The sequence below is a fragment of the Pseudomonas helleri genome (assembly GCF_001043025.1).
GTDB lineage: Bacteria > Pseudomonadota > Gammaproteobacteria > Pseudomonadales > Pseudomonadaceae > Aquipseudomonas > Aquipseudomonas helleri.
On record NZ_JYLD01000006.1, the window covers coordinates 66,428 to 82,737 of the forward strand.

Below are 16,310 nucleotides of genomic sequence, written 5' to 3' on the forward strand. Positions count from 1 at the left end.
ATTGGTTTGCTGCCACCGTCTTCGACGCCGCGCTGTCGCGCAACAAACAGGCCAGCGAATATCAGCATCCCCCAATCGGTTCCCTCTCCTTCGGGAGAGGGCTAGGGTGAGGGGGCTCTTAGATCAAGATCAAAAGATCGCGAGGCAAGCTCGCTCCTACAAAAGCCTGTTTACGGTTAACCCGGATACCGGGTTTCCATAACCACGGACAAGGCGTCCGGGCGCCAAAACTCCTGGTCAAACTCAACCGGTTGGCCGGCTTCACCAAAGTTCAAGCGTTCAAGGTATAAGCTGCTGGAACCGACACTGAGTTGCAGCAGCTCGGCCTGATGCTCGTCCACGGTGCCGGTGTGCATGGCCAGTTCGCAGCGCGACTGGACACGGCCAAAACGCTCTCTCAGCACCGTGGTCAGGGAGGTATTGAGGTCGGCATCGAGTAAGCCTGGGCACCAGTTGGCGACCAGTGCGTTGAATTCCAGGAGCACCGGGCGCCGATCCACCCAGCGCCGCCGTTGCAGATAAAACACCGGCTCGTCAGCCGATGCCAAGCCCATCCGCCGTGCCAGCCAACTGCCCGCCGGGCGCAGTTCGGCGTGCAGGCATTCGGTTAATGGCGTACGCCCTTGGGCGGCAACGTAGTCCATAAAGCCGGTGATGCGCGTCGGGTCGTAGCGAATACGTTGGGGGCTGACGAACCAGCCCCGGCGGTTTTCCCGGTATACCACCCCTTCGGCTTCGAGTTGCTGCAACGCTTGGCGCAATGTCACGCGGGTGCAGCCAAAACGCTCGGCCATCTCACGTTCGGACGGAAATTTGTGGTCGGCGCAGGGCGTCCCGCTGGCGACGTCAGCGGCAATTTCGTCACGAATACGCAAGTAATGAGGGGACACGGGATCAAATGGCATTGGCACATCCACGGGCTTGGGTCTGCGCTTCCTGGCTCAGCAGGTCACGCTTCCAGCTACGGTAGCCATAGAACGCCAGCAGCACAAACCCGGCGTAAAGGCCTGCCGTCAGTTGCAGGTCTTTGCTCAAGTACATGCCCACGTAGACAACGTCCAGGGCTATCCACAACGCCCAACTGGCCACGTATTTACGTGCCGCCCAGACGCTGGCGACCAGACTGAATGCTGTCAGTGATGCGTCCAGCCACGGCACAGCGGCATCGGTAAAACTGGACATCAGGCCGCCCAGCAACACGGTGCCGATGACTCCGGCAATCGCGCCCAGTACGGCATCGCGCAATGGCAGTCGCGCCACGTGCACTTTGCCGTGATCCAGCCCGCCCTGGCTCCAGCGCCACCAACCGTACCCCTGCAGAAAGGCAAAGATGATTTGCAGCAAGGTGTCGGAATAGAGCTTGGCGTCGAAAAAAATCCACGCATACAACAGCACGGCAACGACACTGACCGGCCAGCACCAGCGGATGCGCTGGGTGGTCAGCCAGACCCCGAGGACATTGATCAGCACGGCGACGATTTCCAGATTTGACATTCTTGCGCCCTCAATAAAGTGGTGCAGCACCCAGGGGTGCTGCCCGAATCAGAAGTTCACCGTGGCGGACAAACGCGCGGTTCGCGGCGCACCCTGGAATACGTAGTCGTCGCCCATGTAGGCACCCACGTCACGCCAGTAGCGTTTGTCGAACAGGTTGTCGACCGTCAGGCGAAACACCGTGTCGTAGCCTTCGATGCGGGTGCTGTAGCGGCTGCCGACATCGAACACGGTGTAACCGGCGGCTTTGACGCTGCCCTGCTGATTGGCATATTTGCTGGCGCTGTATTGCCCGCCGCCCAGCAAGGCCAACCCCGGCACCCCCGGAATGCTGTAGTCAGCGTGAAGGCTGGCGCGCAGGTTCGGGACGTTGATGGCTTGATGCCCATCATAGGCGTCGGTGCCGCTGTCGCTGACCCGGGCGCGGATGGCGGCAACGCTGGCGGCGATTTGCAGGTTAGTGCTCACGTGGCCATTGGCAGACAACTCGATCCCGGTGTTTTTCTGCTTGCCCTGCTGCACGAAGGTGAAGGTGCCGTCGCCGTTGGGCTTGTTGTACTGGTAGTCCTGGCTGATCTGGAACAGCGCGGCAGTCAGGCTCAGGTTTTGCCAGTCGTGCTTGACCCCCAGTTCGATTTGACGCGAGGTGGTGGGCGCGAGGATTTCACTGGCATTGGTGCTGAACCAGGCCGCCTGGCCGCCCAGTGACAAGCCCTTGCTGTAGCTGAGGTACACCGAAGTATCCAGCCATGGCTTGTAGATCAAAGCCGCTTGCGGCAAAAACTCCGAGCGTTGGGTATGCCGGTTGGTCGACCCGTCGCTGTCATAGGCTTTTTCGTCGAGGCGAATCTGCCGCCCGCCGAGCACGGTTTGCCATTGCTCGTTGAAACTGATGCGGTCGGTCACGAACACGCCGTATTGGCGGCTGTCGAGATGGCGGTAAGTGTGGCCCGGGGTGCCGTCATAAGGTTCCAGCGTTTCAGGGGTGGTGCCAATCGTGCCCGAACCGATCATCTGGTTGAACTCAGGGCGGCTGTCGAGCACCCGACGGAATGCGCTGCTGCCCACCGTCAGTTCATGCTTGAGTGAACCGGTGTCGAACTGGCCGCTGAGTGCCAGCTGGGCTTCATCATTGCGCCGCGTGTCATCGGGGTTGCGGTAGTCATAAATGTCGTAGTTGCCTTCGGGGCTGAAGGTGTTCGGCACGGCAGCCCCGGCGCAACTGGCCGAGCCATAGCAGCCCCAGGCAAAGGTGCTGTAGTCATCAATCACCACCCGGCTGCGCGAGGCGCTGAAGCTGGCTTTCCAGTTCTCGTTGAAGCGGTACTCGTACAAACCGTCCATGTTCAACGAGTTGATGGTCACCGGTTTCGACCAGCTTTGATAAGCCAGCAGATCGTGAGGGTTGACGTGATGGGGCAGCTCAGTGCCGCCCAGCAACTGATAGCCCGGCACCGAACGCTGTTGACGGCGCTGGTACTCGGCATTCAGTTGCAACGTGCTGTTGGGGTCGATGTTCCAGTCCAGCGCCAGCGAGGCAAAATCGCGCTTGCCGTCGGCATGGTCGACATAGGAATGAATGTCTTCATGGGCCAGGTTGGTGCGGATACCCACCTGCTGCTCGCTGCCGAACCAGCCACCCAAATCAGTGGCCAGATAACTGCCGCCCTGATCGGTGGTCGATACCGTCACCGAGCGCACATTTTCCGGGCGCTTGGTCACGTAGTTGACCAAGCCGCCAGGCTCGGACACGCCACTTTGCAGGCCCGCCAGGCCTTTGAGCACTTCGACCTGTTGCTTGTTTTCCAGGCCGACGTTCTGCTCGCCGGTGATGGTGCGGCCATTGATCTTGTAGCTGCTGGCCGAATTCAGGGAGAAGCCGCGCACCTCAAAGTTTTCGTAGTAACCAATCGGCGCATAGCTTTCGCCCACGGAGGCGTCATTGCGCAGCACTTCGCTGAGCAGGCGCGCTTGCTGATCCTTGATCTGCTGATCGGTGATCACGCTGATTGCTGCGGGCGTGTCGAGCAGAGGCGCTGAGTCAAAGCCGCCGACCGAGGCGGAGGTGGCCTGATAACCGCTGTCGTGCTCGCCGACTACGGTCACGGCGTCCAATTGAACGCTATTGGATGAAGCCGCCAGGCTGTCGGCCCATGCCCCAGCGGGCAGCAAGGTGGTGCCCACGCCACAGGCCATCAACATGCCGGCGCGTAACAGATTTGGCGAAAACCGAGGGAGGGATAACTCGGCAGTTCGATACAACATGACCATGAAAGCTCCTTAACGGGCACCGCCGTCACCGGCGCTATTTGCCAGGCACGGTGCCGCAAACGCGCCAGAACTGCAAAGCCCCGGTACTACTTGGATTGATTGGCCAGTGCCCGAAGGCCCTTGGACGTCAGGCCGGAGCTGCTCCGGTGGTCATTGGCAAGCGCGGGTCGGCGGCCCATTCCTGGAGGGAACCGTCGTAGATATAGACGTCGGAGCGACCGACTAATGTAAGGGCCAGGGCCTGCGCGGCAGCAGAAATACCGCCCCCGCAGTACACCACCACGGGTGCCGTGGCCTGCAACAGCGGCGCCAGCACCTCACGCAGCGCCTGGGGTTCGAGGTAGCGACCGTGTTCATCGAACACACTGCGGGCTGGCACATTGAGGCTGCCCGGAATATGCCCGCGACGGGCATAACGGGTCACGGCACTGCCCTCGAACAAACCGGCAGACAAGGCACAGACCAGGGTCGCGGAGCGCTCCCCGGCGAGTACGGCCTCAACGCCTGCACGGTCGATCCACAAACCTTCGACAAAGGCTGGCAGCCACTGGCTTGGCTGCGCCGCCTGCGCCCCGCTCTGCTCAGGCAAACCAGCGCGCTGCCAGGCCCTGAAACCGCCGTCCAGCACCTGGCTGTGCAGGCCGACACTGCGCAGCATCCACCACAGCCGCGCCGCCCAGAATCCGTCATTGCGGTCGTAGATCACCACCCTTCGTTGCGGGCTGATGCCCAGTTGCGTCAAGCCGTCCGCCAACTGCGCAATGTCCGGCAAGGCAAAACTGAACGACGCTTGCTGATTTGCCAGAGCGCCGTACAGGTCGGCATGCAACGCCCCCGGAATGTGCGCTTGCAGCCAGCCGTAACGGCCGCTGCGCACCTGATAGTCACCATCAAAACGCGGTGCAGGCAGTTCAACCGTGGCATCGATGATCAACAGATCCGGGTCGTTCAACGCCGCGTGCAGGGCCTGCGGGCTGATCAACGGGCTGTTCGCGACAAGGCTCATGGTTGCTCACCCTCTTCAGCGCGAGCGGCCAAATCGTGCAGATGGGCCAGCAGGCGTTGACCTTCTGCGCCGTTAAACCAGCGCGTGTGGCCGATCAAGTAAGCCTCGTAAGCCACCGTGGCATTGGCCTCGGAACCGACGATGCCCTGGTAATAGGCGACTTCTGACAACGCAAAGTCGGTGTGCACCAACGGCAGCAAGGCCGCCAGGGTCAGCAAGTCCTGGGCCGACAAAGGCCGCACACTGCTGTAGCCCTGCAAAATGGCGTCGACCGACTCCAGCGAGGCAGCAGCGCGGCCGCCGATGTCCAGATCCAGCCAGGGAATGCTGTTGCGCTCCACAGCCGTGGCCAGATCGAACAAGGCAAAGGTCTGATCCGCCAAACCAAAATCCAGCACGCTACTGACCTGGCTGTCTGGCTGCGTGGTGTCCCAGAGCAAATTGGAGGCATGCCAGTCGTTGTGGGTCCACAAGGGCTGTTGCGTGGCGAGTAACGGATACAACTGCTGATGAAACGGCAGATGCAGGCTTTGCAGGTCAGCACGCCAATCGCGCTGGCTCAAGTACGCCGCCAGTGCCGGATCATTCACGCAGGCCGCTTCAATGGCGGCAATCGGGTCGGGCTGGCTGAACAGACGGAAGTTGGCCAACAGCACCGGCGCCTGACGCGGCGGCGCAGTAAACCCGCTGGCAGCGTCATGCAAACGGGCCAGGCTCTGCCCGGCTGCCCAGGCATGTTGATACGCCTGAAACGGCGTCCACGACAGCGCCTCACGGTAGAGGTCTTGCCCGGCAGCGATCTGATGCACTTCATACGTCCACTCGCCAAGGGCAATGGCCGTGTCGCCCTCAGCACTGCTCAGCACCTGGGCCACCGGCGCGCCGTTGCCACGCAGATGGGCCATAAAGCGATGCTCTTCGCGCAACCACTCCGGCTCACGCACCGAGCGGTGATGACGTTTGACAAACAACGGCTGCTCACTGGTGGTGATCAGGCAGGCCGCCGAGAAAGGACGCGGGCTGTGCCAGTTGACCTCATGCAGACCGCCGACCGCCGGGTAGTGACTGAGCAACTGCTCAATCGCCGCATCGCCAATCGCGGGCCAGTCGGCTTGTACCGGTTCCAGTCCCACGCCATGAGCACTGCTGCGCGCGTCTGCCATCAGACCGTCTCCGGCAGGTAGGCATTGGTGGTTGCACCACGCCAGGCATCCGCGTCGTTCAGCACCTGATGCTCATGCAGCCACTGAGCATAAGGTTGCAGCAGGCTTTCACGCTGCTCGCCCCAACGGCCCTGGTGCAGCCAGGTCGGGGCGATGTGCTGCAAAGACTGCGCGAGCAGTTCACGGGGAAAATACGGCGTGGCGAGTTCGTAAGCCTGCAACACGCTCAGCGGGTCTTGCGCGGCGGCCAGATAACCGCGAGCGGTGACGGCCAGGAAGGCGCGGGTCAATTCAGGGTCAGCAGCCAGGGTGTCTTCGTGGGCGCCGAGCAAATAGCTGTGATACGCCGGGGCACCGATGTCATCCACCGGCCACACCACGCGACGCTCTTCGCCAACCGGGCTGGCCATCAACGCTTCCCATGCCCAGTAACCGCCAAAACTGGCATCGGCGGCACCGGCGGCCAACTCTTCGGGGCGCAGTTCGCGCACGCCGCTGTCGACGATGATGACCGCATCCGGATCGCCGCCATCGGCTGCCACCAGGTGACGCACCATGGCCAGACCGCGCGGGGTCGGGTTCAACGCCAGGCGGCGCCCGGCCAGATCACGGGGCCGGGTAATGCCCGAATCGGTAAGGGTTTGAATCGACTCCAGGCCGCGATGGTTGATCGCCGCAATGCCGCGCAGTGGCTGGCCCAAAGCGCGACGAACCAACAAGCGGTTGCTGGGGAACAGACCGAAGTGCACGGCTTTGCCAAGCAAGTGATCCAGCGTGTCGCCACGCCATGGGTCATGCACCACCAGTTCGACGTCCAGACCGGCGTCGCTGTACCAGCCCTTTTCCCGGGCCAGATAAAGCCCGGCCGAGTTCGGCCAGGGGTGGAAATATTCGAGCATTACGCGTACGCCAATCATTACCGCGCTCCTGCCCTGCCACTCAACGGTGAAGGGCGCTGTTTTTTGAGTAGGCGATTTATAAAGGTGAAATCTGGTCTATACCAATATCGTTTTTTGCTATGGATATAGCTGTTTTGGTTTTGCTGGTGCCATGTACCCCGGTGCGTAGTAGGGGCCGCCCCGTCTACGACGCCGTGCTGTCGCGCAGCAAACAGGACACTGTAGTCGCTGACGAGGTACGAAGGCTGCGATCGGCTGCGTGCAGCCGTAAAACCATCCACCTCCGGATTCTTGGGTACATATCCATTGCTGCGGCAACGGCTACTTAGGGTTCCGCCCTTACGGCGCGTCACTTTGAAAGCGCAAAGTAACCAAACGCTTTTTGCCCCAACCCCTCGGTGCCTCGCTGAGGCTCGGCATGCCCTCACCACAGGCCTTGCTCCGTGGGCCCGCCGCGATCGGCCATCCATGGCCGTGTCGCGGCTAGCGTGGTTTAACGGGGCCTCTTAGATCAAGATCAAAAGCCAGATCAAGATCAAAAGATCGCGAGGCAAGCTCGCTCCTACGGGGGTTAGTTTATAAAGATGCTCGACCCGGCAGCGGTGACTCGCGCAGCAGGTCTATAACGATGCGCACCCGAGCGGTCATCGCCGGGGACGCTGGCCATACCGCATGAATCGGCAAACCCGGTGCCTGATACGCTTGCAACAACGGCACCAAGGCGCCCGTCTTGATCTGTGCATCGACCAACCAACCGGGCAACTGTGCCACTCCGTGGCCGTCGAGAGCCGCACCTGCAACGGCTTCCATATCCCCCAGACGCAATCGCGCAGGCAGTTGCAACAGGCTCGTGCGGCCCGGCAATCCGCTAAAATGCCAGCCCTCGACACGCCCGTTGCGCAGCGTTCCGATGCAGGCATGGCTGGCCAGATCTGCGGGAGATTGCGGCTGGCCATGCGCCTGCAAATAGGCCGGTGACGCACATACCACCAGGCTTTGGCTGCCTATAGGTCTGGCCGCCAAGGTGGTGCTGTCTTCCAGCGTACCAATGCGAACCGCCAGGTCGTAACCCTCTTCGGCAAAGTCCACCGCACGGCTGGAGAAGACCACTTCAAGTTCAAGTGCCGGGTACTGCGCTGCCAATTTCAAGAGCAACGGCGCAATCCAGTAGCGCCCCAGCAAGACCGGAACAGCCACGCGCAATCGCCCGGAAGGCACGCGACGACGCTCACTTAAAGAGGACTGCGCGCGCTGTAATTCCTCCAGCGCCAGCACGCAGCTGTCATAAAACGCCAGCCCCTCATCCGTCAGCGACAGGCTGCGGGTGGTGCGGTGCAGCAATCGCGCGTCCAGCCGTTGTTCAAGCCGCGACACCGCTTTGCCAATGCCCGAAGGTGTCTGCGCCAATTGGCGGGCAGCGCCACTGAAACTGCCGGTTTGCACAGCCGCGACGAACGCTTGAATACCGGTCAATCCTTCTACTGAAACCATGGATGAGGCCTTTTCTATTTGAGACTTTTAGTCCTGAGAGCTTGGTATTTATAGCTGAACTGCGGATTAAACCTCACAGTTAAAATACACAAACTTCTTTTGCACGAGTCTTGTCTGCCATGTCTTCTGCTATCAAAACCCACAGCCGCTGGCTCGCGTTGGGGGGCATTTCCATTGCCAGCTTTCTGGGCTGCATCGACTTCACCATCGTCAACACCGCGATACCGGCGATTCAAACCGAGTTGAATGCGAGCATCGATCAAAGCCAATGGGTGGTGACGATGTTTGTCATGGCGCTCTGTTCATTCATGGTCGCAGCCGGGCGGCTGGCGGACCTGTATGGCCGCCGTGGCGCGCTGTATACCGGCATGCTGGTATTTGCTCTGGCGTCATTGGGTGCTGGCTTGTCGACTTCAATCGGCATGCTGATTGCCTGGCGCTTTGTGCAAGGGCAGGCCTGCGCCGTGCTCTACACCACCTCGGCCAACCTGGTGGCCGAAGCGTTCGCGCCCCGGCAGCGCGGCATGGCCTTGGGGCTTCTGTTTGCCGCCAATGGCCTGGGGCTGGCAGCGGGTCCGGTTGCCGGCGGGTTACTGGTGGCGGCATGGGGCTGGCGCTCGGTGTTTTTACTCAATGTGCCCTTGATTGTGCTCGCCTTTGCGCTGTGTCTGGGGCAGTTACAAGCCTCACGCCCACCTGCAACGACGCAAAAGCTCGACATCCCCGGCTTGCTCCTGCTCATGCTGGGCATCCCCGGCCTGCTGCTGTTGATCAGCCATGCCGGTGAATGGGGCTGGGGGTCTGTTCAGACGCTGCTGCTGGCGGGGGGAACGGCTGTGCTGCTGGGCCTGTTTATTCGCATCGAGCTAAGGGCTGAACAACCGTTGGTAAACCTCGGGATTTTTACTAACCGGCGCTTTATAGCGGCCAGTATTGCGACGTTTTGCCTGGCGTTTTTTTACTGCGCGGCGTTTTTTCTCATGCCGTTGTATCTGGGTTTAATCCGCGGGCAGGACAGCGCGGGCATTGGCTGGATGCTCCTGCCGACTACCTTGGTGATGGCTGCAGTATCCCCGCTCGCCGGACGACTGGTTGATCGCTACACCACCACGCCAGTGTTGATTGCGGGGCTGCTGTTTCTGGCGCTGTCGGCGCTGATTCAGTCGCGTTTTACCCTGAACAGTGATCTGTCCACGGTGTTGCTGGCATTTGCCTGTATGGGCATCGGTTGGGGATGCATGCTCGGCCCTTCGACCATGGCGGCCTTGTCTTCGGTGCCAGAACAACTGGGCGCAGTCGCGATGGGCACGTCATGGACCTTGCATAACCTGGGCGGCGCGCTGGGCGTGACGATTGCTACGGCGCTTTATACCTCGGTGACATCGTCCGCGGGCGTGTGGACACAGGTGGTTTTTTTATCGGGTTTTCAGGCCGCGATGGGCTTGCTGGTCGGTGTTTCACTAGCAGGAGGGCTGGCAGTGCTGGCATTGAGCCGTCGACCAGGCATGACTGCGCCAGCGCAGACGTGGTCTGGTGAGTAGAACACTCACTCCAGCTGCTGCTTGATCGCCTGCAAAACGATGCGTGACAAGCGCTCGACAGCCAAGGATCTTTCCGCCTGCTGATAGCGCAAGGTCAAGGCGATGCTCGGCAGTTCTGGCAGTCCGAGGTGCTGCTCATCGAGCACGCAGGTGCCGGCCTGCATGCCCAGGCGGGTTCTGATGGTGTAGCCCAGACCTGCCTGGGTGGCGGCTGCCAGGCCGGGCAAGCTGGAGCTGGTGAACGCCACGCGCCAGTCGATGCCTTGACGGCTCAATGCCTCGGTGCCCGCCGTGTGAAACGGGCAAGGGGTGTCAAACATGATCAGCGGCAGGGGCTCCGCTGCATGGGCTCTCCAGGCGAGCGACTGCTGTTCGGAGCCGATCCAGCGCATGGGTAAACGGGCGATGGTTTCACTGCGCCGGGCGCCCTCGCCCCACACCACTGCCATGTCCAGCGCACCGGACTCCAGGCGGCTGAGCAAATCGGCATTGCGGGCAATTTGCGCCTCGACCCGGACCTGCGGATGGGCACGGGTAAATTGCCCCAGCACCGAGGGCAGAAAACCGCTCAAATCTTCTTGCAGGCCGAATCGCACCCAACCTTGCAGGGACGCCTCTGAAACCGCAAACAGCGCTTCGTCATTCAGGCTCAGCAAGCGCCGCGCATAGTCCAGCAATTGCTCGCCCGCCTGAGTCAACTCAAGCCCCCTGCCCGCCTTGCGCAGCAACGGCGCCCCCACCTGAGCCTCGAGCTTTTTCATCTGGGCGCTGATGGCCGATGTCGAGCGCGCCAGCTTGTCCGCCGCTGCCGCAAAGCTGCCGGACTCAACCCCGCAAACGAAGCTGCGCAGTACATCAATGTCGAAACTGACTGGCCGCATAATTATCCTGTTTTTCGGGATTATTTTAAAAATTAATTGATTTTGCGCACGATCATGGCATGGGACGCTGGCCGCTCACAAGTCACCCAACGGGAGAGCGTCAATGCCACTCAATCAACAACATCGCTGGAAAGTACTGGCTGCGGGAGTTGGCGCGAACGTTAGTTTTTCCTGCGTGGTCGGCGGTGTACCGGCCACGGCGGTGTATCTGCGCAGCAGCTATCAGTTGTCGAACAGTGAGCTGGGGCTGGCACTGGGTATTCTCGGGCTCGGCATTGCCGTGAGTGAAATTCCCTGGGGTTTGCTGACCGACCGCTGGGGCGACCGGCCTGTGCTGCTGACAGGCTTGTTGAGCGCTGCGCTGTCTTTACTCATGCTCGCGGCTTTTGCCGGGCATGCCCCCACCGCGCTGGGGTTATGTCTTGGGCTGTTCGCTACCGGCGTGCTGGGCAGCAGCGTCAACGGCGCCAGTGGCCGGGCGATCATGCTGTGGTTTCAGGAGCGCGAACGCGGGCTGGCCATGAGCATTCGGCAAACCGCCGTGCCCAGCGGCTACGCATTGGGCGCAATCGTTTTGCCCTGGCTCGCCCACACCTATGGGTTCAGCGCGGTGTTTGCTGCTGCCGCGGCGTTGTGCCTGCTGTGCAGTGGCCTGGTCTGGCGCTGGATTCATGAACCAGAAATCGCCCAGGCCAAGCCTGCGCTCAAGCGTGTCAGCCCGCTGCGTGATCTGAACGTATGGCGCGCCGTGCTCGCCATCAGCCTGCTCTGCGCACCGCAATTCACTCTGGTGACCTATGCCGTGGTGTTCTTCCACGATGGCGTCGGCCTGAGCGTGGCGACGGCTTCGTTGGTGCTGGCGGTGATCCAGGCGGGGGCCATTGTCGGCCGTTTGTGGAGCGGCCACTGGACCGATCAACGCAATAACCGCCCGACCTTTCTAAAAGCCTGCGCCTTGTTCAGCGCAGCAGCGTTCCTGGGGCTGAGCATCGCCAGCGGCGTACTGCCAATGCCTTCCGCATTGGCCAGCGTTGTGCTGCCCGTCGTGCTGATCGTTGCCGGTACGCTGGTGTCGATCTGGCACGGTGTGGCCTACGCCGAACTGGCCACCCTTGCCGGGGCCCAACGCTCAGGCACGGCCATCGCCATGGGCAACAGCGGCGCCTTCCTCGGATTGTTCCTCGCGCCTCTCGTCGCGTCTACCGCCGTGAGCCAGTGGGGATGGGGAGCGCTCTGGGCACTCTGCGCAGTGTGCGCGCTGGTGGCGGCCTTGTTATTTACCGTGCAAAACCGGTAGCACCACCTTCACTTCGAGCCCGCCGTCAGGGCGATTGCAGAGGGTTAGTGTGCCGCCCTGCCCCAACACAATCGCTCTGGCGGCTGACAAGCCCAAGCCCACACCGCCGGTGTTTTTATTGCGCGAGCCTTCAAGGCGAAAGAACGGTGCGAACACCTGTTCCTGGCTCTCCGGTGCAATCCCCGGGCCTCGGTCAAGTACCAGCAAGGTCACCTGCTGGTCGTCTGCGCTCAGCTCAATCGTCGGTTCTTGAGCGTATTTGACGGCGTTGTCCAGCAGGTTGCCCACCACCCGCTTGATGCCCATGGGCCGACCAAAAAAGACCAGATGCTGCGGGCTGCTGATTGCGATGTCGATGGACTGATCGCGATAGTCGTCCGTCAGGGTTCGCAGCAGTTCTGCCAGATCAAATGAAGTGGCCTGCTCAAGGCGGGCGTCGTCGCGGAAGAACTCCAGGCTGGCATTGATCATGGCCTGCATCTCGTCGACGTCGCGAAACAGCCGCTGCTGTTGCTCGGGGTCTTCAATGAACTCGCCGCGCAGACGCATGCGCGTCAGCGGCGTGCGCAAGTCATGGGAAATGGCCGCCAGCATTTGCGTACGGTCGTTGATGAAATGCTGCAATTGCCCCTGCATGGCATTGAACGCAACGATCACCTGGCGGATTTCTATGGGCCCGACCGGCTCAATCGGCGGAGCGCCAAAGTCCGCACCGAAACGCCGGGCACCTTCGGCAAAATGGCGCAACGGTTTGGCCAGATGACGCGTCGCAATCAGCGCGACCAGCACGGTAGAGATCAGCACCAGGACGATCAGGATCAAGTTGCGCTGCCACTCCCCCAACCCCCAACTGCGCGCAGCAGCGCTGAACATCAACCAGGAGCCATCTGACAACTGCACGACCAAGGCGTAATAGCCGTGTCCCTGCGGCCAATCGTCGGGGTGATAAACCTCCAGTTGCTGGTCAGGTTTGTCCAACAGTTGCCTGCCCTCGGGGGTGACGGTTCGACGCAAATCATCATGGACCGCCGGCAAGTTCATTTCTTGATGCGTGGCGTGCCAACTGACGGTGGACTTGGTGTTACTCGCCGTGGCTGCCAGATGCGCACGCAACCCAGGGGGTGCGGCTTCGATCATATGGGTGGTTAACGCGGTACGTTCGAGCAAGCCTATTTCGCTCAAAGGCGGGTAAGCCCAAACACCGGCCAGTTGGGTAAACAGGGCATTGAAAGCCAGCGCAGTGAGCATGGCGGCAAGCGTGGTCAGGGCGATCCAGCGTGTGAGGGTGTCGTGCGAGCGCAGGCTCCAGCCTGAAAACCAGCGCTTCACTTGCGAACCACGCCGAGCGTGAACAGGTAACCGACGTTGCGTACCGTACGAATCATCTCTACCCCGTTGCTGTCGAACTCCAGCTTGCGCCGCAGGCGGCTGACCTGAACGTCGATGCTGCGATCAAACGCTTCATGGGCAGGGCCACGGGCCAGGTCCAGCAACACTTCACGGGTCAGAATGCGCTGCGGGTGCTCCAGAAAAACCAGCAGCAAATCAAACTCGCCGGCCGACAGCGGGATCATTACCTGCTGCGGAGAGCGTAACTCGCGGCGTGTGAGGTCCAGTTGCCAATTGGCAAACACAAGGATTGGCCGCGGCACTTCGCCGGTCACCGGCTGGCTGTCGGCCGCCCGGCGCAGCACCGCACGCACCCGGGCCAGAAGCTCACGGGCGTCAAAAGGTTTGCTCAGGTAATCGTCGGCCCCCATTTCCAGGCCAACCACCCGGTCACTCAACTCGCCCATGGCGGTCAGCATGATAACGGGCGTGGAATACTGCTGGCGCAGGCGTTGGCACAGGGCCAGACCGTTTTCTCCGGGCAGCATCAAGTCAAGAATGATCAAGTCGGGTGACTGGATCGCCACGGCCGCCCACAGCGCCGCGCCATCGATAGCGACCTGCACCGAATAGCCGTGCTGCTCAAAGAATTTTTTCAGTAGCGCAAGGACCTCAAGGTCATCGTCTACGATCAACAGACTGCTCACCGGCGCATCACTTAAGTTCTGTAAGAATTCATATCTAAAACTATTCAGCGCGCCCCGTCATATATTTCAACTTGGCAACAAAGCAGACATACACGCGCAAAACGCGGGTGCGAGCATCAGCCTCCCGCGATTGAGAAGGTGTGCCATGTCTGCTGATAATTCACCCATGCTGCTGGAGCAACGCCTGGTAAAAAGTGACACCGCCAGCCTGCAATGCAGTGAAACCAGCCTGTGCCTGTCGGATGATCGGGATGAAATCGTGCTCACTCGCTACATTGAGCATTACAGCCTCGACGACGTGCACTGGGTTGAGCGCACTCATCGGGTGCCGGTGAGCGCGCTGCTCAAATGGATGATGTCGCAGGGTGAAGCGCTGACCGTAAGGCAGGGTCAGGACGGGGGCTAGCCCTCGTCTGGCGGCGCCGAGCGGGATTTCAGGTCGATAGCCTCTGGCCAGTGCACTTTGGGCGCGAGGCGGCGGGCGAGGTTGAAACGTATTTTTTCGTTGTTCCAGTCGCGGGGCGGACGCGGGAACAAGGGCAGCGCTTGCGGGCCTTGCTGCATAAAGAGCTGGGCCATGGCCCAGTACATTTCACCTTGTTGCAGCTCATGGGCGAAATGAAAGCGATCAATCACCTTGCGGGTGCCGGGCTCCAGAACGGCCAGAGTGACCGTCTCGATCAGGCCGCCACTCCCCATTGCGCCATAAATGCTGCAGGCCTCGGCGTGCAGATTGTCCCAGTCATACACTTCAGCGCGTGCCCCCCAGGCACTGCGGCTGAAGGGCTTGAGGCCGTTGTGACGGAAGCGGTAGACATAGACCTTGCGTCGGGCGCGGTTGAAACGGATGGGTTCGTCGCATGGGGCTGAAGTGTCCATTCTCCAGACGTAGATACCCGACCATAGAGCGACAGCAAAAGCTATTAATAAGAGGATGCTTGGAACTAGAGGCGGTGTGCTTTCAAGTTTGAATATGTCTGAGATCAAAAAGATTGGTGCGATGGTTGAGAGTAAGAAAAAAAAAGGAGCAATACATACACCAACTCCACGCATCCTCATCGTGGCGCGCGCCAACTCAAGGTACACATCATCAACATGATTGGGTGGATTAGTGAGTACTGGCGGGTAAGGCTCTATGGATGGAGGCTCGTTTGGCCCCGGTAAATCACGCTTCCAGCCCGGGGCCGGTTTATCGAGTAGAGGTGTTTTAAATAGCATAAGTACGTTCCAGTTCTCAGTGAGCAGGCAGCCACAGGGCGAACGAAATATGAGGGTTAGCCGTGCATCGACGGCGCCGAGCGTGACTCCAGGTCGATAGCCTCTGGCCAGTGCACTTTGGGCGCGAGGCGGCGGGCGAGGTTGAAGCGTATTTTTTCGTTGTTCCAGTCACGGGGCGGACGCGGGAACAAGGGCAGCGCTTGCGGGCCTTGCTGCATAAAGAGCTGGGCCATGGCCCAGTACATTTCACCTTGTTGCAGCTCATGGGCGAAATGAAAGCGATCAATCACCTTGCGGGTGCCGGGCTCCAGAACGGCCAAAGTGACCGTCTCAATTAGGCCTCCGCTCCCCATGGCGCCATAAATGCTGCAGGCCTCGGCGTGCAGATTGTCCCAGTCATACACTTCAGCGCGTGCCACCCAGGCGCTGCGGCTGAAGGGCTTGAGGCCGTTGTGACGGAAGCGGTAGACATAGACCTTGCGTCGGGCGCGGTTGAAACGGATGGGTTCGTCGCGTGGGGCTTCAGTGTCCATTCTCCAGATGTAGACTCCGAAGGATGAGCCTGTAATAAACAGAACGGAACCGAAAAAACTCAGCATCAAGGGAGGTGAATACTGCACTGTTACAACAAAAATAATTAACCCAGCGGGAAAAATCATTGATAACAGAAATATAAAAAGTGCTAACCAAACACCAATCCCACGCATCCTCATCGTGGCGCGCGCCAACTCAAGGTACACATCATCAACATGATTGGGAGGATTAGTGAGTACTGGCGGGTAAGGTTCTTTGGATGGAGGCTCGTTTGGGCCCGGTAAATCTCGCTTCCAGCCCGGGGCCGGTTTATCGAGTAAAGGTGTTTTAAATAACATGTGTTCTTTCCGGTTCAGGTAAGTGCCATTTACCTCTTCGATCTTTCGAGGAGGCTGCCAGCAGTAAATGGTCAAGTTCAGTGTTAATGGCTTTCAGCAAGGTTTGCCGTAGGACAGATACGAAATAAGCGGACTAACAGC

15 protein-coding genes are annotated in these 16,310 nt (G+C 60.4%); 3 read left to right on the forward strand and 12 right to left on the reverse strand.

What is annotated here, in order from left to right; all coding sequences use genetic code 11:
- Nucleotides 1-176 precede the first annotated feature (176 nt).
- The 7 genes from TU84_RS11285 to TU84_RS11315 form a co-directional block, all read right to left on the reverse strand.
- Nucleotides 177-905: a UTRA domain-containing protein gene (locus TU84_RS11285; RefSeq protein ID WP_048369166.1), complete on the reverse strand. Its 729-nt coding sequence runs from the start codon at nt 903-905 to the stop codon at nt 177-179.
- Complete coding sequence (gene pnuC, locus TU84_RS11290; RefSeq protein WP_048369167.1) at nt 895-1,494, reverse strand: nicotinamide riboside transporter PnuC; 600 nt, start codon at nt 1,492-1,494, stop codon at nt 895-897. Before pnuC ends, TU84_RS11285 begins: the two co-directional genes overlap by 11 nt.
- Before the next feature lie 48 nt (nt 1,495-1,542).
- The gene (locus TU84_RS11295; RefSeq protein WP_048369168.1) at nt 1,543-3,765 is read right to left on the reverse strand and encodes a TonB-dependent siderophore receptor; all 2,223 of its coding nucleotides are present in this window, start codon (nt 3,763-3,765) and stop codon (nt 1,543-1,545) included.
- A 127-nt stretch (nt 3,766-3,892) separates the two neighbouring features.
- A complete protein-coding gene (locus tag TU84_RS11300) occupies nt 3,893-4,771 on the reverse strand; it encodes a sulfurtransferase (protein ID WP_048369169.1) in 879 nt (292 codons plus the stop codon).
- The gene (locus tag TU84_RS11305) at nt 4,768-5,934 is read right to left on the reverse strand and encodes a phosphotransferase enzyme family protein (RefSeq protein ID WP_048369170.1); all 1,167 of its coding nucleotides are present in this window, start codon (nt 5,932-5,934) and stop codon (nt 4,768-4,770) included. Before TU84_RS11305 ends, TU84_RS11300 begins: the two co-directional genes overlap by 4 nt.
- Complete coding sequence (locus tag TU84_RS11310) at nt 5,934-6,851, reverse strand: ABC transporter substrate-binding protein (protein ID WP_048369171.1); 918 nt, start codon at nt 6,849-6,851, stop codon at nt 5,934-5,936. Before TU84_RS11310 ends, TU84_RS11305 begins: the two co-directional genes overlap by 1 nt.
- Nucleotides 6,852-7,409: 558 nt before the next feature.
- The gene (locus TU84_RS11315) at nt 7,410-8,324 is read right to left on the reverse strand and encodes a LysR family transcriptional regulator (protein ID WP_048369172.1); all 915 of its coding nucleotides are present in this window, start codon (nt 8,322-8,324) and stop codon (nt 7,410-7,412) included.
- Between the two features lie 119 nt (nt 8,325-8,443).
- On the opposite strand from TU84_RS11315, the gene TU84_RS11320 reads away from it, so the two are divergent.
- On the forward strand, nt 8,444-9,865 hold the full coding sequence (locus tag TU84_RS11320) for an MFS transporter (RefSeq protein WP_048369173.1): 1,422 nt from the start codon (nt 8,444-8,446) through the stop codon (nt 9,863-9,865).
- A gap of 5 nt (nt 9,866-9,870) precedes the next feature.
- On the opposite strand, the gene TU84_RS11325 is transcribed toward TU84_RS11320, so the two are convergent.
- A complete protein-coding gene (locus TU84_RS11325; RefSeq protein ID WP_048369174.1) occupies nt 9,871-10,746 on the reverse strand; it encodes a LysR substrate-binding domain-containing protein in 876 nt (291 codons plus the stop codon).
- A 103-nt stretch (nt 10,747-10,849) separates the two neighbouring features.
- Between TU84_RS11325 and TU84_RS11330 the strand changes: the two genes are divergently transcribed.
- Nucleotides 10,850-12,043 carry an MFS transporter gene (locus tag TU84_RS11330; RefSeq protein WP_048369175.1) on the forward strand — a complete coding sequence of 398 codons (1,194 nt, stop codon included), beginning with the start codon at nt 10,850-10,852 and terminating at the stop codon, nt 12,041-12,043.
- Here TU84_RS11330 and TU84_RS11335 read toward each other — a convergent pair.
- Complete coding sequence (locus TU84_RS11335; protein ID WP_082148708.1) at nt 12,020-13,291, reverse strand: sensor histidine kinase; 1,272 nt, start codon at nt 13,289-13,291, stop codon at nt 12,020-12,022. The two genes, TU84_RS11330 and TU84_RS11335, sit on opposite strands and share 24 nt — an antisense overlap.
- A 77-nt stretch (nt 13,292-13,368) precedes the next feature.
- Nucleotides 13,369-14,079, reverse strand: a complete 711-nt coding sequence (locus TU84_RS11340; protein WP_048369177.1) for a response regulator — start codon at nt 14,077-14,079, stop codon at nt 13,369-13,371.
- Between the two features lie 145 nt (nt 14,080-14,224).
- Here TU84_RS11340 and TU84_RS11345 point away from each other — a divergent pair, with 145 nt between their 5' ends.
- Nucleotides 14,225-14,485 carry a hypothetical protein gene (locus TU84_RS11345; protein WP_048369178.1) on the forward strand — a complete coding sequence of 87 codons (261 nt, stop codon included), beginning with the start codon at nt 14,225-14,227 and terminating at the stop codon, nt 14,483-14,485.
- Here TU84_RS11345 and TU84_RS26660 read toward each other — a convergent pair.
- Both TU84_RS26660 and TU84_RS26665 read right to left on the reverse strand, forming a co-directional pair.
- Nucleotides 14,482-15,297 carry a DUF6708 domain-containing protein gene (locus TU84_RS26660; protein WP_338152547.1) on the reverse strand — a complete coding sequence of 272 codons (816 nt, stop codon included), beginning with the start codon at nt 15,295-15,297 and terminating at the stop codon, nt 14,482-14,484. The two genes, TU84_RS11345 and TU84_RS26660, sit on opposite strands and share 4 nt — an antisense overlap.
- Nucleotides 15,298-15,353: 56 nt before the next feature.
- The gene (locus TU84_RS26665) at nt 15,354-16,169 is read right to left on the reverse strand and encodes a DUF6708 domain-containing protein (RefSeq protein WP_338152548.1); all 816 of its coding nucleotides are present in this window, start codon (nt 16,167-16,169) and stop codon (nt 15,354-15,356) included.
- Nucleotides 16,170-16,310: the final 141 nt, after the last annotated feature.

Excerpts from the sequence above, each read along its gene's own strand:
- TU84_RS11285 (WP_048369166.1), bottom strand. The coding sequence starts at position 905 with ATGCCATTTGATCCCGTGTCCCCTCATTACTTGCGTATTCGTGACGAA.
- pnuC (WP_048369167.1), bottom strand. The coding sequence starts at position 1,494 with ATGTCAAATCTGGAAATCGTCGCCGTGCTGATCAATGTCCTCGGGGTC.
- TU84_RS11295 (WP_048369168.1), bottom strand. The coding sequence starts at position 3,765 with ATGGTCATGTTGTATCGAACTGCCGAGTTATCCCTCCCTCGGTTTTCG.
- TU84_RS11300 (WP_048369169.1), bottom strand. The coding sequence starts at position 4,771 with ATGAGCCTTGTCGCGAACAGCCCGTTGATCAGCCCGCAGGCCCTGCAC.
- TU84_RS11305 (WP_048369170.1), bottom strand. The coding sequence starts at position 5,934 with ATGGCAGACGCGCGCAGCAGTGCTCATGGCGTGGGACTGGAACCGGTA.
- TU84_RS11310 (WP_048369171.1), bottom strand. The coding sequence starts at position 6,851 with ATGATTGGCGTACGCGTAATGCTCGAATATTTCCACCCCTGGCCGAAC.
- TU84_RS11315 (WP_048369172.1), bottom strand. The coding sequence starts at position 8,324 with ATGGTTTCAGTAGAAGGATTGACCGGTATTCAAGCGTTCGTCGCGGCT.
- TU84_RS11320 (WP_048369173.1), top strand. The coding sequence starts at position 8,444 with ATGTCTTCTGCTATCAAAACCCACAGCCGCTGGCTCGCGTTGGGGGGC.
- TU84_RS11325 (WP_048369174.1), bottom strand. The coding sequence starts at position 10,746 with ATGCGGCCAGTCAGTTTCGACATTGATGTACTGCGCAGCTTCGTTTGC.
- TU84_RS11330 (WP_048369175.1), top strand. The coding sequence starts at position 10,850 with ATGCCACTCAATCAACAACATCGCTGGAAAGTACTGGCTGCGGGAGTT.
- TU84_RS11335 (WP_082148708.1), bottom strand. The coding sequence starts at position 13,291 with ATGCTCACTGCGCTGGCTTTCAATGCCCTGTTTACCCAACTGGCCGGT.
- TU84_RS11345 (WP_048369178.1), top strand. The coding sequence starts at position 14,225 with ATGTCTGCTGATAATTCACCCATGCTGCTGGAGCAACGCCTGGTAAAA.
- TU84_RS26660 (WP_338152547.1), bottom strand. The coding sequence starts at position 15,297 with ATGCTATTTAAAACACCTCTACTCGATAAACCGGCCCCGGGCTGGAAG.
- TU84_RS26665 (WP_338152548.1), bottom strand. The coding sequence starts at position 16,169 with ATGTTATTTAAAACACCTTTACTCGATAAACCGGCCCCGGGCTGGAAG.